We start from the raw sequence: 14,570 nt of genomic DNA, 5'->3' as shown, positions 1-14,570 counted from the left end.
GGGGTACTGCACTGATGCGCAGTGGAGTGAAGGTCGGCTTGGTCGGCGGAGTGTTCGCTGTGGTGGCCTGTGGGGTGGGGTACGGCGGCTACAACGTCTACAACGGGCTCACCAGCGGGAGTTCGGTCGGCTACGCCGGGCCGGAGGAGAGTGTGCCCGAGATCAAGACCGGGCCGCTCAGCGCCGAGGAGATCAGCACGGCGGCGAAGAGCTTCCTCGCGGCATGGGCGGCGGGCGATCACGCGTCCGAGGCGGCGCAGTTGACCAACAACGCGGTCGACGCCGAGCCGGTCATCCGCGGTTACCACGACACGGCCCACATCACCGACGCGGTGATCACGCCGGGCACCCCGGTCGGCGCGACGGTTCCGTACACCGTCAAGGCGACCGTGACCTTCGACGACAGGACCAAGTCCTTCACGTACGATTCCAAGTTGACCGTGGTGCGCGGGCTCACCACCGGACGGCCGCTGGTGGACTGGGCGCCGTCCGTGATTCATCCGAAGCTGACCGCCGGCACCGAGCTGGTCACGGCGGAATCAAAGGCCCCCGCCATCAAGGCCGTTGACCGTAATGGGCAAGAGCTGACCGGCGAGAAGTATCCGTCGCTCGCACCCGTTCTGGACGAACTGCGCAAGCGGTACGGGGCAGCGGCGGGCGGTACGTCCGGTGTCGAGCTGATGATCCAGGGCGGCTCGGAAAACAACGCGGACGGCACGTCCGGCAGTTCGGGCGCGGCGGACGGATCGGGCGCCGCCGCGACGACGTTGCTCACCCTCGCCGAGGGCAAGGCCGGCGAGCTGCGCACCACGCTCGACGCGAACGTACAGGCCGCCGCCGAGAAGGCCGTGCAGAAGTTCAGCGAGGCGTCCGTCGCCGCCGTCAAGCCCAGCTCCGGCGACATCCTCGCGATCGCCAACCACCGTACGGACGGCTGGAACGCGGCGGTGCTCGGCAAGCAGGCGCCGGGCTCCACGATGAAGATCGTGACGGCCGCGATGCTGATGGAGAAGGGCCTCGCGGCACCGAACCGCACTGCGGAGTGTCCGGCCAATGTCATGTACCAGGGCCGTACGTTTGTGAACCTGGACGGCTTCTCGCTCAACAACCAACCCTTCTCGCAGAGTTTCGCCCGCTCCTGCAACACCGCCTTCATCAAGCTGATCGACGACACGCACGACGACACCGCGCTGCCCAAGGAGGCCAAGGAGGTCTTCGGGATCGGCCTCGACTGGCAGATCGGCATCCCGTCGTCGGACGGCAGTGTGCCCGAGGCCAGTGGCGGCGAGGCCGCGGCCCAGTACATCGGGCAGGGCACGGTGCAGATGAGCGTCCTCAACATGGCGTCGATCACGGCGACGGCCAGGAACGGCACGTTCCGGCAGCCGGTACTCGTCCCGCGCTCGCTGGACGACCGTACGGTGGCCACCGCACAGCGGTCGCTGCCGGATTCCGTACGGCGCGGGGTCAGCGACATGATGCGGATCACGGCGACGAGCGGTACGGCCGCGCAGGCGATGGCCGGGCTCGGCGGCGACAAGGGCGCGAAGACGGGGTCGGCGGAGGTCGACAACCAGTCGGTGTCCAACAGCTGGTTCGCCGGTTTCGACAACGACCTCGCGGCGGCGGCCGTGGTCCAGGCGGGCGGCCACGGCGGCGACGCGGCGGGGCCTGTGGTCGCGGCGGTACTGGCCGCGGGGTGACGGCGGGGGCGCGACGGCGGCGGGACCGGCGGGGTGACGGCGGGCGGGACGGGGTGACGGCCGGGGCGCGACGGCGGCGGGGGGCGTGAGGGGCCGCGCTGGGGCGGACGGGGTGACGGCCCGGGGCAGGATGACAGCCCCCCTCGGCAGCGCGAGCACGGCATACCGCGCCCCACCCGCCGGCGGCCGTCCGCGTCCGTTTCGTAAGCGTCAGCTCGCGACCGTCACATGGGGGCGTCGCGCAGCCTGCGTTTCCGCTGGATCCGCTGGATTCGCTCATTGTGCGGCTTCCCGGTCCTGTCGGTTCCGCAGTCAGGACACTTCAGTCGCACCACCTCGACCAGGGCTCCGTTGAAGCCGTAGATGAATTTGTCCGCGACGCGGCCTCCGCAGCGCGGAGTGCCGCACACGCTGGTGGCGTGTTGAGCGCTGAGCGCGGTCCCCACTCCCGTCCGGCCGTCGCAGAATCGGCATGGGAAAGAGCTCACCCCGGTCTCGTTCTCGATGTAGGACACTGCCTCCGGCGAATTGCAGTGAAAGCAAATCCAGGCCATCTCAACCCGTTCCCTTGCCGACGTATATCGACGGAGTGTGGGTGATTCGCCACCAGGGATTGCGCGTTACGGCCCACCCCTCACTCGTAAGGGGTACAGGCGCTCCGTCGTCTCCCACTTCATGCCGGGCGGATGAATTCTTACCGGTCACACCGGCCTGACGAGCCGGACCTCGTCCACGCCGAGCAGCCCCAGCAGCGGCACCTCAGGCCAGGGGCCGGTCAGGTCCACGTCCTCGGGCAGCGGGCGCGCGAGGGCGCCACGTACGTCGGCGCCGATCGTACGCATCACGCTCTCGCCCTCCATCCGGGAGATGGAACGCCCGTGCAGCGGTTTGAAGGTGGGCCGTGCGGTCTCCGTGGCACGCCGGGAGGCCGGAATGCGGTCGGTGACGTCCGGTCCGGCGATGCCGACGGTGTCCGGTTCGAGCCGGAAGACGTCCTGTCCCACGTGGTCCCGGAGCAGAGCGGTGAGGCGCGGGGAGAACACGGTGGTGCGGGACTGTGTGGTCCTGCCGACAGCGGTGTTCGCGCCAGACCTCTCCCGCGCCTCGGCGATCGGCCCGGGGCACCACGTAGCGTGCCGGGTATGCCTACTTCAGACGCCCTGGACGCCGCAGGCGCCACCGGCCGCGCAGAGACGGCCACCCCCGAACACGCTCCCGGAAACACCCTCGCAGGCGCCACCGAAGACGCCACCGAGCGCACCGCATGACCCCGCTCATCGCCCTCGCCGTCCTCGCCGCCGCCCTCACCCACGCCGCGTGGAACGCGATCGCGCACACCATCAAGGACCAGCTCGTCGCCTTCACGCTGATCGCAGGCGGCTCGGTGGTGATCAGCGCGGTCCTCGCCTGCTTCGCCGCGCTGCCGGACCGCGCGGCCTGGCCGTATCTGCTCGTGTCCGGGGTGCTGCACATCGGCTACCAGGCCCTGCTGATGCGGTCGTTCGGCCTGGGCGACTTCGGCCAGATGTATCCGATCGCGCGCGGCACGGCGCCACTGGTGGTGACCGTACTGGCCGCCGTCTTCGTCGGTGAGTCGCTGGACGGCTGGCAGGTGGCGGGAGTCGCCGTCGCCTCGGCGGGACTGGTCGGTGTCGCGCTCTGGGGCATCAGGGGCGGGCGGTCCAGGCCGCAGTGGCCCGCGCTGGTGGCGGCGCTCGCGACGGGCCTCGCGATCGCCGCGTACACGGTGGTCGACGGGGTCGGCGTGCGGAACTCGGGCTCGCCGATCGGCTACATCGCGTGGCTGATGATCGTGCAGGGCGTGCTGATCCCCGCGTACGCCTTTTACGCGCGCGGCGGCCAACTCCTCGCCCAGCTGCGGCCGCACGCACCGCTCGGCCTGCTGGGCGCGGTGCTCTCGATGTTCGCGTACGGCCTGGTCCTCTGGGCCCAGACCCGCGCGGAACTCGCACCGGTGGCCGCGCTCCGCGAGTCGTCGATCATCGTCGGCGCGGCGATAGCGACGCTCGTGTTCAAGGAACGCTTCGGAGCGCCGAGGATCGCGGCGGCGGGCTTGATGGTGGTCGGCATCAGCCTGATGCTGCACACGAGTTGAAGCGGCGCGGCGCGCGGAGCCGAGACGGCTCGGCCGGTCCACAGGTTGGTGCCGACGCGTCGGGGAGACGCCCGCCCGTGCCCTGCGCGTACCCCAACTCCCAAGCTCTGCGCGCACACCACCTCTCCCGAGGCAGTGGCAGTCGCCCTGCTGATGGCCGCCGTTTCACACACTATGTCGCTATTCGATAACGAGATCCACATCACCCACCAGCGCCCGTATTCTGTGCGTCTGCCGGGCGACCAATGGGGGGTGCCCGGCCTGAACATGGGGACGTACATGCGCTCTTCCCGCAAGCCTGCCGCTGCTGCCGTCATAGCGGCACTCGCTGGCTCGATCCTGCTGCCCGCCCAGGCGCAGGCCGCCGCCGGCTCGGTCCACCTGCACAAGATCTATTACAACTCGCCGGGCTCAGACAACCGTTCCAACACGAGCCTCAACGCGGAGTACGTGCAGATAAGGAACACCACGTCGAAGGCCGTCAGCCTCAAGGGCTGGACTCTCGTCGACGCCTCGAAGCACAAGTACGTCTTCGGCACCTACAGCCTCGGCAAGGGCGCGACGGTGACCATACGGACGGGCAAGGGCACCAACACCCAGGCCAACCGCTACCAGGGCCGCGCCGCCTACGTATGGAACAACGACAAGGACACCGCGACGCTGAAGAACTCGGCGGGCGCCAAGGTCGACACGTGCTCGTACAACTCGAAGAAGGTCGCCTACAAGATGTGCTGACCCGCAGGCCTGGCGGATGCCCGCCCTCGCGCAGGGCGGGCATCCGCGCGCCGGTGACCGGACGCCTGGTCGAACTCGGCGTTTTCACGGAAGCCGAGACCGGCAGCTTCGCCAGGAGGCACTGACCTGCGAACCTCCACCAGCAGTCCTGCCCCAGACTCACCCGGAAACGCACGCCGGACATGAAGGGCGGGAGCTCGTCTGGACTACGTCGGCGTACCCACGAGGTCGCCGCGCAGCAGGCGGAGGGCTATGGCCCCGTGGTGAGTGACGCAGGTGAACCACTGCGTCCTGTCGTCGCAGAGGAACAGCACCGCGGGAACACCGCACACCCAGCACATCTCGGCGTCGGGCGCCGCGAGGTAGGACTCCCACACCCTGGGCTCCGGCAACTCCGGTGGCTCTGACCGTGTTCGAGCCGCGCATGCCGGGCTTCGCAGGCACTCGGCGGCGTCGGCGCACTCAGGAAGGCGTACGCAGGACCTGGTGTCTATCACGCCGTAGCTCCCCTCGGTTCGGCCGTCATGCCCGCCCCCTGCGCTTCATCTGGTTCTCGTCGCGCATTCTTCCCCGCACGCGCCGCATGGTCGGACTGCACGACCGGTCGTAGTCCGTCTCGGCCTCCGCTCGGTCTTCCGTGCGGCTGTCCGCGAGCTGTTTGTCGTCAGCGCCGGGGGCGGTGTCGGTGTCGGTGTCGGTGTCGGGACAGCCTGGGTTGCCGCAGACGCACGGCGGGAACGTCAGCGCCGACCGGAGCGGGGGCTCTCCGTTGTCGGGGTAATCGACGTCGCTCACCGCGCCACTCCCTGCTGGTGACCTACGAGAACGGGCTCCAGCGGGGGCGGGGACGGGGTGGGAATGGGCGTGGATGGCTCGGGTTCGGTGATCTTCCGGGGCACGTTTCGATCCTCTCCGTAGTTATTCGACTACCAAGGGGCATCAGCGTGGCCTACAGTCAGAGATCCTTCAACGTGGCAGCCAAGAAGGAAGGGACGGTCATCGCGCCATGAACATCAAGGAGTTACGCCCCGAGAGCAGCCCGGAGGCAGCCTTCGGCGCGCGTCTACGCAGATCACGAGAGGAGCGCGGCTGGACGCAGGAGGAGCTGGCCAGTCAAACGGGATATTCAAGCCAGCATATTTCGGCGGTTGAAACTGGTCGCAAGCCTCCAACCCGTCGGTTTTCGCGTGGCCTGGATGCCGTTTTCGGGCTTGAAGGCACAAGCGACGGGTTCGAGAGCGCAGAGCGCGAACTCAAGAACGGCAGCTTGTTGGAGGGGTTCCCGGAATACGTAGGGCACGAGGGCAGAGCGGCCGAGATCCGGCTGTTCGAGGTGGGCGTGATCCCTGGTCCGCTTCAGACGCGCGAGTACGCGGCAGCCGTCGAGGCGAGTCACGTCAAGCGAGGCACGATCACGCCCGAACAGGCGGCGGAGCGTGTCGAGTTCCTGATAGAGCGGCAAGCCGCGCTGGTACGCCCCCTCCCGCCCTTGGTGATCGCGGTGCTGGACGAAAGCTGCATCCGCCGATCGGTCGGCGGACCTCGCGTCATGGACGAACAGTTGGGGCGCTTGATCGATTTCGCCGAGCAGCCGAACACGTCGCTGCAAATCGCCCCGTTCGCCATGGGGGAACGGCGGCCCTTCAACCGTTTGGTGAATCTGTTGACGCTGACAGATCGGTCCGTGGTCGCATACGTCGAGTCCCAGACCCAGGGATACCTGGACCGCGAGACCCCTTCCGTACTGCCGCTGGTAAGGGCCTACCATCAGCTACAGACAGAAGCGCCCTCTCAAGCGGAGTCTGTGGCCATGATCAATCAGGTACGAAAGGGCACCTCGTGACGTCCGAATCACCCTCCCGCCGTTGGGTCAAGTCCAGTTACAGCGGCAGCGGCGGTTCCTGCGTCGAGTGGGCCCCCGCACACGTGTCCACCACCGGCATCGTCCCCGTCCGTGACTCAAAGAACGTGAGCGGCCCGATCCTGAACGTCCCCGCCAGCTCGTTCGCCTCCTTCGTCGCAGGCGTCAAGGCAGGCGCGTTCACCACCGTCTGATGTGACGCCCCACGCACCGAGTCCCAAGCAGAACCCCGTCATCGCTCCCCCGAGCGGCGGGGTTCTGTCGCGTCAGGCCCCGCGCCGGGCGGAGCTCGTTCTGGGCCTGGGGGCGAGGGTCCGGGCGCCCGTGTACCGGACGCCGGAAAGCCGTAGGCCGGTGGCGAGTTCGACGGCGGGGCGGCGCATATACCTACAGAGGACTGAAAAGAGAAAGAACAACCCACCCAACCCAACCCACCATCGTTGACCTCAGGTTCTCCGTCACTCGCACGGGTGATCTCGCCCAACTCGGCTGGCGCGGAGGGCCATCGGCGAGGCAAGCTCAGCCCAAACAACCGCAAACAGAAATGGCCCCCGGCCGGGAGTGCAATCCCGATCGGAGGCCTGACCACCAAGGAAGAAGCGCTTCCCGATGGCTGATCAGAACTTTAGCGCGCCCTCGCGCGCCCGTCGCGTGGTTCCACGATCCCCCCGTGGAGTCACCAAGATGAACGAAACGCACCGCCAGCGGTTCACGATCATCGGCAACCACCTCGCCCAGCACCGCGAGCTCTCCCTGACCGCGATCGGACTGGCCACACACATCCAGTCCCTGCCCGACGGCGCGTCCGTCGACATCATCACCCTGGCCAGGAAATTCACCGAGGGACGCGACCGAATCTCCTCCGCCCTGCGGGAGTTGGAAGCCCACGGCTACCTCGAACGAACCCTCGACCACACACCCGACGGCCGGATCATCACCCGCACCATCTCGTACAACCACCCAGAAGCCACCCGCGCCCGCCTCGCCCGAGAAGCCGCCGCGCACAGCCCCAGCCAGGCACGGGCGAAGCCCACGTCGGCACCCACGCCCACTCGCCGCTCGCCCGCTCGCGCCGCGTCCACGCGCCCTTCGTCCGCACCCGCCGCGTCTGTGCCATCCTCGCCCGCGCACCCCTCCCCCGCGCCCGCCGCGTCCACGAACCCGGCGTCCACGCACCCCACGCCCGACGCGCCTATCCGGTGCCAGCAGCGCTCGCGCACCGTACGCGTCAGCCGGACGACACTGCCGACGCCCCGGCCCGCCAAGCGACCGGCCCTCTCCCACCCGCCGCGACCGAACGACCACGGCCCCACCGCAACGGCCCGTCCGACAGACCCGGTATCGGCACCGCCGCCCTGGACCGAGGCAGCGACGCCGGAACCGGCCCCCAGCTCCCCGACAGCTCCGACGCCAACACCGCCGCGTACACCGTCACCGACTCCGCAGCCGACGCCAGCACCGTCACCCACGCCGCCGCCGGCGACGCCCGCGCAGGCTCGCCCCACACCGCCCCCGCTGCCCGCACCACAGGCCCACCACCCCGAACGCCACACCACCGCCATCACCCTCCTGGCAGGCCTCCACCGCGACGCACCCCAACTCCTGCTCCCCGAACGCGACGTACACCGCCTCGCCCCAGCCGTAGCCGCCTGGCTCGAACGCGGCGCCACCCCCGACGCCGTACACCACACCCTCACCAACGGCCTCCCCACCGAACCACGCCACCCCGCCGCACTCCTCGCCCACCGCCTCACCGACCAACTCCCACCACCCCTCCCCACAGCCCGCATCACCGCCCGCCCCGACCCCCTCCAGAACTGCGAAAACTGCGACCGCGCCTACCGCGCCCCCACACCAGGAAAATGCCGCGACTGCCTCACCCAGGCACCACCACCCCCGGCATAGCAGGACAGCGAGAGTCCCCCGCAGCCTGTCGCACGGAGTCGCCGGGAGTGGAACCGGCTCCCGATGCCCGAGGGACTGGAGAGGGACTGGAGAAGGTTCCGGAGCTACGCTCGTACCGTGACCGCAGCCTGGGACCCCACGACAGCCGGTGTCCTGCGGCTGCCCTCGGGTCGGCTCGTACGCGGCCGGGGGCTGCGCCGCCCGCTCCCTGCGGGCCCGACCCCGACCTTCGCGCTGTACCTGCTCGGTCACCAACCGCCGCCCGTGGCATGGGAATCGCGCTGGCTGCGCTGGCCCGACTTCCGGCTGCCGTCCGACCGCACCGCAACCGCCGCCGCACTGCGCGAGGCATGGACCCGCGCCGAGAGCGAGCGCGTGGAAGTCGCCTGCGCCGGCGGCCACGGCCGAACGGGCACGGCCCTGGCCTGCCTGGCGGTACTCGACGGCGTTCCGAACAGAGAAGCCGTCGCCTACGTCCGCGAGCACTACGCCCCACGCGCCGTCGAGACCCCCTGGCAACGCCGTTACGTGTCTCAATTCCCTTAAGAAGCCCACCAGTCGGGTACGCCGAGTACCGGCCGGTCACATCTGCTCAGGCGTGGGCTCTGCGTGATGCCCAGGCGCAGGCCGACGCCTATTCGGGGCGGTGGCGGTCCGGGGTGAGCAGGTAGGCCATCGCCATCTCGCTGAGTTCGTCCCCGTACGCGCTCCTGGCGTCGCCGGTGCAGCCGTCGGGGCGTACGGAGTTGTGGAAGCAGGCGCCGAGGATGGCGCGGGCCGCGGTGTCCAGCGCCGCCTTCGGGTCGGAGCGCCGGATCTGGTCGGCGTACGGGGCTGCCGCGTCGAGCAGGAGGCGGTGGATCGCGGTGATGGTGCGGCCGCCGCGGTCCAGCGCGCTGCTTCCCCGCGTGCGCAGCAGCTCCGGGAAGAGGTTGCTGCTGTCGGCGAAGGACTGGAGCAGGGCGTGCGCGTAGGCGCCCAGGACGCCGGGCAGCGACGGCTCGGCCAGGTGCAGCCGCTCGGCCACGTACTCCTCGCGCTGTTCCAGCATCCGTTCCGTGAGGGCGGTGATCAGCTGTTCCTTGCCGTCGAAGCGCCGGTAGATCGAACCGACCGAGACCCCGGCGCGCTCCGAGACGCCGGTGATCGTCATCTCCTCCAGGCCGTCCGAGATGGCCAGCTCCTCGGCCGCCTGCAGTACGCGGGCGAGTGTGGCGGCGCTGCGAGCCTGCCGAGGTTCCCGGTAGTGCGCTCGGCGGTTCGGCTCATCAGTCATATTGCGCATGATATCGACCGGGTCTCCGGCGGACGTGCTTGACAAGTGGCGCCCCCTCGTCCCTAAGATTGCGAATGCGAGTTCACATTCACATATTACCGTGCCGAGGAGTCGCTGATGCCGCCACAGCCGGACAGCGCCGGGGAAACCCGCGCCCTGATCACCGCCATACGCGAGAACCGGAGAACGCTGGCCGAGGGCGGCCTCGCCGCAGACCGTGACAACGCGGATCCCACGGCCAACCTGACCCTGCTGGCCGAGCTGGGTACGGCGCGGCTGGCCGTTCCCACCGAGTACGGGGGCCTGTGGGACGGCACGGAACGCGGCGGATGGGGCACGGTCGTCCGGGCACTGCGGGAGATCAGCGCGGGCGACGGCCCCACGGGACAGAACTGGCTGACCACTGTCCTGGTGGCCCGCGAACTCTTCGAGCCCGGCGACGGCCTCGCAGAGTCGACCCGTGCCGAACTGGCACGCCGGATACTCGACGACGGCCTCAGGCTCGTCTCCTCCGTCGCGGAGACGGGTGTGACGGACGCGACGGGCAAGACGGTCAGGACGACCGCGCGGCCCGCCGAGGGCGGGGTGGTGCTCAGCGGCACGAAGTCTTTCAACTCCAACAGCGGCGGCCTGGGCATGGCGCTGGTCCGCTGCTTGCTGGAAGGCGAGCAGCCCGCTCCCCACCAGGTCCTGGTGGACCTGAACCACGCCCAGGTCGTGCTGCACGACGACTGGGACAACATGGGCCAGCGCGGCACCCGCAGCCAGACGGTCACGTACCAGGACGTCTTCGTGCCGGACGGCTGGCATCAGCCGACAGGCGGGCAGTTCTCCCCGGTCTTCCTGGGCGCGGCGATGCTGCTGCACGCCGGCTTGATGCAGGGCATCGGCGAAGGCGCTCTGGACGCGCTCGTCCAGCACACACGCACCATGAAGCGCGGCTCGCTGCCCCAGTTCGCCACCCCGGCCGAGGACCCGCTGATCCTGCGGCGCATCGGCGCACTCTCCAGCAGGCTGGCCGCCTCGCGCGCCCTGCTGCACAGCGCGGCGGATCAGCTGGAGGGGACGCGGCAGGAGGAGGTCCGACGGGATGCGGCGCGGACGAAAGAGGCTCGGGACGGTGAGGACATGGACGCCGTCACCGTCGACTGCTTCCGGGCCAAGGTCGCCGCCGTCGAAGCCTCCCTTGAGGCCGCCGCCGAAATCCACGAGATCACCGGCGCGCGCAGCACTTCCAACGCGTATGGCTACGACCGTTATTGGCGCAACGCCCGGACGTTCGCCTCACACGACCCCATCGACGCCAAGAACGTCTACATCGGCGGCTACGAGCTGGGCAACCGTCTCCCACCGCTGTCCAGCATCATCCGCTTCTGAGCGCCGGGCACGGCCTGGCGCGCGTGGCCGGTCCCCATCCGCACGGCCGTGCCCATTTCTTCCGCCGCCACCTCGAAAGCGACCGACATGCATCCAACGGACGCGCACCACAGCGACGTACGCCCCGCTGACGTACGTTCCACCGACGTACGCCCCGCTGACGTACGCCCCGCTGACGTACGCCCCGCTGACGTACGTTCCACCGACGCGCACGACACCCGGGCAGATCCGACCGACGTACGTCCCACCGCCGCGCATCACACCGACGCGCCCCCGCCGGACGCACACCGGTCAAACAGCGCGCCCCTCCGCAGCACCGGTCCGAGTCTCATCTCCGGAGCGCTCTTCCGGCAGGCCATGGCCTCTGTGGCCACGCCCGTCTCCGTCGTCACCACCACCGAGGGGAACACGCCGTACGGGACGACGGTGAGCGCCTTCGCCTCTCTGTCCATGGACCCGCCGATGGCGCTGATCGCCCTCGACCGGAGTTCCAGCCTGCTGAAGGTCCTGCGCCGGACACACCGCTTCGGCCTCAACGTTCTCAGCGCCGGACAGGACAGTCTCGCGGGCGCCTTCGCCCGTAAGGGGGCCGACAAGTTCGCCGGTATCAACTGGCAACAGGAGGCCGGTCTTCCGCGGCTGGCCGGGGTGAGCGTATGGCTCGCCTGCACCGTGGACCACTTCCTGCCCGGCGGGGACCACCTCATCGCGGCGGGCCGTGTCAACCACGCACACGTCAACGCGGAGGCCGCACCACTCACCTACCACCGCAACCAATTCGGCACGCACATAACGCAGTAGAGCGTGCCGCGAATGTCCCGTCCGTGGACGGGCTGTCCCATCAGTGTGTGGGGCGATCCCTCCACGGACAGGCGAAACACAGAGAGAGCCACTATGTCGGAACAGTCCGTACCACCTGATACGGGACGCAAGTTGACCCTTGCCGTCCTCGGTCTGGCGGCCCTGATCACCACGATGCTGTGCGCGTTCGCGCTTCCCTCGATACACGGCGGACCGCACCGCGTTCCCATCGGCGTCACCGGGTCCCAGCAGAGGGCCGAGACGCTTCAGAAGAACGTCGACGGGGACGCGTGGGACGTCCGCCTCTACGAAACGCCCGCCACGGTCAAGGCCGCTATCACCGACCGCGAGATCGCGGGCGGCCTCGCGGTCACGGCTCACAGCGTCGACGTCTACCTCGCCACCGCAGGCGGTCCCTCCGCCGCCGGGGCCCTCACCGCGCTGGCCGACAACATCGCCGGACAGCACAACACCCACGCGGTCGTTCATGACGTGGTGCCCTTCACCAAGGACGACCCCCGTGGCGGAGGGCTCACCGCCGCGCTCCTGCCCATGATCTTCGGCGGTATCTTCCCGGCCCTGATTCTCGGCAACCTCTTTCGCGGACACCGCGGACTGCGGACGCGCCTGGCGGGAGTGCTCCTGTTCTCCGTCGTGGGCGGCGCGGCCGTCGCCGCGTTCCTCCAGTTCGTCACGCACTCGACGGACGGCGAATACTGGCGCGTAGCCCTCGGACTCGCCCTCGGTCTGGCGGCCCTTTCCACAACGGTCCTCGGCCTGAAATCCGTCCTGGGCATGGGCGGACTCGCCCTCGGCGGCGGACTGTTGATGCTTCTGGGCAACCCACTCGCCTGCCTGGCCACCGGCCCCCACTGGCTCCCCGCCGGCTGGGCCACCCTCGGCCAACTCCTCCCCCCGGGCGCCACGGGCAGCCTCCTGCGCGCCAACGCCTTCTTCGACGGCACGGGATCCGCATACCCCGCCCTGATCCTCGCGGCCTGGGTAGCCCTCGGTCTTGCCCTCACCCTCTTGGCCGACCGCCGCGGCAACCGCGCGACTGCTCCCCAACCCGAAGGGACGCCCGTTATGGAGCGGATCACAGCCTGACCGTGCGGCTGAGCGGGTCACGGAGCCGAGCGCTCTGCGGAAGTACCGCAGGAGGGCGCTTCGTTGGGCCAACAACGTCTGCGGTCTTCGACATTCATCCAACGCGCAGGTCAAGCAGCCAACGCTACGGGCGGCTTCAGCCGCGCAGTTCGCCTTCCAGCAGCCCCATCGTGAACATGTCGTACCACTGGCCGTCGCGCCGGAAAACCTGGCGGAGCCGGCCTTCGTCCACGAAGCCGACCTTCTGGTAGATGTGGTGGGCGGCATGGTTCTCGGTGACGACGGTCAGAGAGATCTTGTGCAGGCGCATCTTCTCGAAGCCGTAACGGCAGATCGTCCGCATCGCGTCGGTGCCGTAGCCGCGACCCCAGTAGTCCTTCTCGCCTATATAGATGTCGAGTTCGGCGCGCCCGATCTCCGGCTCGGTATCACGCAGGCGAACCAGCCCGATCAACTTCGCGTCGGACAGCACCTCGACCCCGTAGAGCACGTCACCGTACGCGTTGCGCGGCCGCTCCTCCATCCACTTCTTCACCCGGGCCAGCGGCTGGGCGTATCCGTCGTTCATCCAGCGCATGACGTCAGGATCGTGGTTCCACCGCCACATCGCCTCGGCATCCGCCGGCTCCATCGGCCGCAACCTCACCAGGTCCCCGCGCACCATGCCGGCCAGCCCTTCGTATGCTTCGCGATCCCTCTTCGGTATCCGTCTCACCGAAGCCACGAGTTCTAGCACGGGCGGAACTTCACGCTCAACCGATAATCAAGGCCCGGGTGCGTTGGTCCGCGACCAGACCTCTTGCAGAGTGCGGTAGTCGATCACGTGGATGTCTTCGTGTCGGAGGATTTCACGGGCCTCCTCCGACATCAGGAAGTCGTAATCGCTCCGGCGCACCCGCCAGCCGCCGGGATCGATCACCCGCGACTCCTTGTCACCCAGGCTTGGATGCACGGCCCACTCGCTGAGCCCGGCGGGCAGGTCGCGCAGCAACTGGGCGTACTGAGCCGCCTTGCCGTCCACAGCGAGCGCGAAGCTGTCGAGGAAGTCGTGATCGACCACCGGCAGCCCCCGCCGCCGCGCCGCGCGCCGCCCGGGCTCAAGCCAGACCCGTACGGCAAGCCCGCACTCCGCGGCGAGGGCAACGGTCAACTCCAGGATGTCGTCGCGCCCGCCGTCGGCCAGGCAGTGCCAGTCGAGATGGGTCGGCGTGAGCCCGGCATCCGCCACGGCTCCGATCTGCGCGCGGAACTCGCGCTCCACGTCGTCAAGGCGCGCACGGCCGAGGAGTTCGACCCGCCGCTCGGGCGCGAACAGTCCGCCCGCCTCATCAAGCAGCGACACCACCCGCCCCTTCGCGGCCACCGGCCCCCACCGGTGTCGGGGCAGGTCACAGACCAGCGTGAGATGAATCCCGAACGCAATCCCCGGCCGCCGACGAAGCAACTCCATGGCACCGGCCGCAGCCGGAGCGGGCACCATCAGGCTGCACGAGGCGGCGATGCCTTCCTCGATGGAGCGGACGACGGCGGTGTTGATCGCGGGATACATCCCGAAGTCGTCATTGTTGACGATGAGCACCCGCGCCCCGGCCGGATACCCCACCAACTCGCTTGCCAGGCAAGGGAACACGGTGCCATTGGGCTCTGAAGCATCCATGCCCTGGAGCATGAACGCGGTTCTGCCGTTCC

General features: G+C 69.1%; 17 protein-coding genes. 11 read left to right on the top strand and 6 right to left on the bottom strand.

The features are described 5' to 3' along the window. The first annotated feature begins 14 nt into the window (after window positions 1–14). Entirely contained in the window at window positions 15–1,703 is a 1,689-nt protein-coding gene (locus ACIP6N_RS15535; protein ID WP_401815898.1) for a penicillin-binding transpeptidase domain-containing protein, read from the top strand. Window positions 1,704–2,404: 701 nt separating this feature from the next. Here the strand turns inward: ACIP6N_RS15535 and ACIP6N_RS15530 are convergent. Continuing rightward, entirely contained in the window at window positions 2,405–2,746 is a 342-nt protein-coding gene (locus tag ACIP6N_RS15530; RefSeq protein WP_401815896.1) for a hypothetical protein, read from the bottom strand. Window positions 2,747–2,845: 99 nt separating this feature from the next. Here ACIP6N_RS15530 and ACIP6N_RS15525 point away from each other — a divergent pair, with 99 nt between their 5' ends. From ACIP6N_RS15525 to ACIP6N_RS15515, 3 genes are all read left to right on the top strand, one after another. Continuing rightward, window positions 2,846–2,971 (top strand): hypothetical protein, encoded by a 126-nt coding sequence (locus ACIP6N_RS15525; RefSeq protein ID WP_401815894.1) that lies wholly within the window; start codon window positions 2,846–2,848, stop codon window positions 2,969–2,971. After that, a complete protein-coding gene (locus tag ACIP6N_RS15520; protein WP_401815892.1) occupies window positions 2,968–3,819 on the top strand; it encodes an EamA family transporter in 852 nt (283 codons plus the stop codon). Before ACIP6N_RS15525 ends, ACIP6N_RS15520 begins: the two co-directional genes overlap by 4 nt. A 279-nt stretch (window positions 3,820–4,098) precedes the next feature. After that, window positions 4,099–4,554 (top strand): lamin tail domain-containing protein, encoded by a 456-nt coding sequence (locus tag ACIP6N_RS15515; protein WP_401815890.1) that lies wholly within the window; start codon window positions 4,099–4,101, stop codon window positions 4,552–4,554. A 206-nt stretch (window positions 4,555–4,760) separates the two neighbouring features. Here ACIP6N_RS15515 and ACIP6N_RS15510 read toward each other — a convergent pair whose 3' ends face one another. Further along, window positions 4,761–4,946, bottom strand: a complete 186-nt coding sequence (locus tag ACIP6N_RS15510) for a hypothetical protein (RefSeq protein WP_401815888.1) — start codon at window positions 4,944–4,946, stop codon at window positions 4,761–4,763. 130 nt (window positions 4,947–5,076) lie between these two features. Further along, window positions 5,077–5,349, bottom strand: a complete 273-nt coding sequence (locus ACIP6N_RS15505; RefSeq protein WP_401815886.1) for a hypothetical protein — start codon at window positions 5,347–5,349, stop codon at window positions 5,077–5,079. Window positions 5,350–5,560: 211 nt separating this feature from the next. On the opposite strand from ACIP6N_RS15505, the gene ACIP6N_RS15500 reads away from it, so the two are divergent. The 4 genes from ACIP6N_RS15500 (at window position 5,561) to ACIP6N_RS15485 (ending at window position 8,866) form a co-directional block, all read left to right on the top strand. Then, window positions 5,561–6,397: a helix-turn-helix domain-containing protein gene (locus tag ACIP6N_RS15500; RefSeq protein ID WP_401815884.1), complete on the top strand. Its 837-nt coding sequence runs from the start codon at window positions 5,561–5,563 to the stop codon at window positions 6,395–6,397. Then, window positions 6,394–6,609 (top strand): DUF397 domain-containing protein, encoded by a 216-nt coding sequence (locus ACIP6N_RS15495; protein ID WP_401815882.1) that lies wholly within the window; start codon window positions 6,394–6,396, stop codon window positions 6,607–6,609. The genes ACIP6N_RS15500 and ACIP6N_RS15495 overlap by 4 nt, the downstream gene beginning before the upstream one ends. 490 nt (window positions 6,610–7,099) lie before the next feature. Beyond that, a complete protein-coding gene (locus ACIP6N_RS15490; protein WP_401815880.1) occupies window positions 7,100–8,320 on the top strand; it encodes a hypothetical protein in 1,221 nt (406 codons plus the stop codon). A gap of 117 nt (window positions 8,321–8,437) precedes the next feature. Further along, window positions 8,438–8,866 (top strand): protein-tyrosine phosphatase family protein, encoded by a 429-nt coding sequence (locus ACIP6N_RS15485; RefSeq protein WP_401815878.1) that lies wholly within the window; start codon window positions 8,438–8,440, stop codon window positions 8,864–8,866. 88 nt (window positions 8,867–8,954) lie between these two features. Here the strand turns inward: ACIP6N_RS15485 and ACIP6N_RS15480 are convergent, their stop codons facing one another. After that, the gene (locus ACIP6N_RS15480; RefSeq protein ID WP_401815877.1) at window positions 8,955–9,596 is read right to left on the bottom strand and encodes a TetR/AcrR family transcriptional regulator; all 642 of its coding nucleotides are present in this window, start codon (window positions 9,594–9,596) and stop codon (window positions 8,955–8,957) included. 117 nt (window positions 9,597–9,713) lie between these two features. Between ACIP6N_RS15480 and ACIP6N_RS15475 the strand changes: the two genes are divergently transcribed. The 3 genes from ACIP6N_RS15475 (at window position 9,714) to ACIP6N_RS15465 (ending at window position 12,881) form a co-directional block, all read left to right on the top strand. Beyond that, window positions 9,714–10,973 (top strand): acyl-CoA dehydrogenase family protein, encoded by a 1,260-nt coding sequence (locus ACIP6N_RS15475; RefSeq protein WP_401815875.1) that lies wholly within the window; start codon window positions 9,714–9,716, stop codon window positions 10,971–10,973. Window positions 10,974–11,060: 87 nt separating this feature from the next. Further along, window positions 11,061–11,774, top strand: coding sequence for a flavin reductase (locus ACIP6N_RS15470; RefSeq protein WP_401815873.1), 714 nt, complete (start codon window positions 11,061–11,063; stop codon window positions 11,772–11,774). Between the two features lie 132 nt (window positions 11,775–11,906). Further along, window positions 11,907–12,881, top strand: coding sequence for a hypothetical protein (locus tag ACIP6N_RS15465; RefSeq protein WP_401815872.1), 975 nt, complete (start codon window positions 11,907–11,909; stop codon window positions 12,879–12,881). Between the two features lie 136 nt (window positions 12,882–13,017). Here the strand turns inward: ACIP6N_RS15465 and ACIP6N_RS15460 are convergent, their stop codons facing one another. After that, entirely contained in the window at window positions 13,018–13,512 is a 495-nt protein-coding gene (locus ACIP6N_RS15460) for a GNAT family N-acetyltransferase (RefSeq protein ID WP_401815871.1), read from the bottom strand. Between the two features lie 132 nt (window positions 13,513–13,644). After that, complete coding sequence (locus ACIP6N_RS15455) at window positions 13,645–14,538, bottom strand: polysaccharide deacetylase family protein (RefSeq protein WP_401815869.1); 894 nt, start codon at window positions 14,536–14,538, stop codon at window positions 13,645–13,647. Window positions 14,539–14,570: the final 32 nt, after the last annotated feature.

The sequence above is a fragment of the Streptomyces sp. NPDC088725 genome, from assembly GCF_044751305.1.
GTDB lineage: Bacteria > Actinomycetota > Actinomycetes > Streptomycetales > Streptomycetaceae > Streptomyces.
The sequence above is the reverse complement of the archived record's forward strand: the minus strand, read 5'-3'. Positions and strand labels throughout refer to the sequence as shown.

Bases quoted from the DNA above. Each gene is read 5' to 3' on its own strand.
- ACIP6N_RS15520 (WP_401815892.1), top strand. From the start codon at position 2,968: ATGACCCCGCTCATCGCCCTCGCCGTCCTCGCCGCCGCCCTCACCCAC.
- ACIP6N_RS15480 (WP_401815877.1), bottom strand. From the start codon at position 9,596: ATGACTGATGAGCCGAACCGCCGAGCGCACTACCGGGAACCTCGGCAG.
- ACIP6N_RS15460 (WP_401815871.1), bottom strand. From the start codon at position 13,512: ATGGAGCCGGCGGATGCCGAGGCGATGTGGCGGTGGAACCACGATCCT.
- ACIP6N_RS15490 (WP_401815880.1), top strand. From the start codon at position 7,100: ATGAACGAAACGCACCGCCAGCGGTTCACGATCATCGGCAACCACCTC.
- ACIP6N_RS15525 (WP_401815894.1), top strand. From the start codon at position 2,846: ATGCCTACTTCAGACGCCCTGGACGCCGCAGGCGCCACCGGCCGCGCA.
- ACIP6N_RS15500 (WP_401815884.1), top strand. From the start codon at position 5,561: ATGAACATCAAGGAGTTACGCCCCGAGAGCAGCCCGGAGGCAGCCTTC.
- ACIP6N_RS15535 (WP_401815898.1), top strand. From the start codon at position 15: ATGCGCAGTGGAGTGAAGGTCGGCTTGGTCGGCGGAGTGTTCGCTGTG.
- ACIP6N_RS15475 (WP_401815875.1), top strand. From the start codon at position 9,714: ATGCCGCCACAGCCGGACAGCGCCGGGGAAACCCGCGCCCTGATCACC.
- ACIP6N_RS15455 (WP_401815869.1), bottom strand. From the start codon at position 14,538: ATGGATGCTTCAGAGCCCAATGGCACCGTGTTCCCTTGCCTGGCAAGC.
- ACIP6N_RS15470 (WP_401815873.1), top strand. From the start codon at position 11,061: ATGCATCCAACGGACGCGCACCACAGCGACGTACGCCCCGCTGACGTA.
- ACIP6N_RS15515 (WP_401815890.1), top strand. From the start codon at position 4,099: ATGCGCTCTTCCCGCAAGCCTGCCGCTGCTGCCGTCATAGCGGCACTC.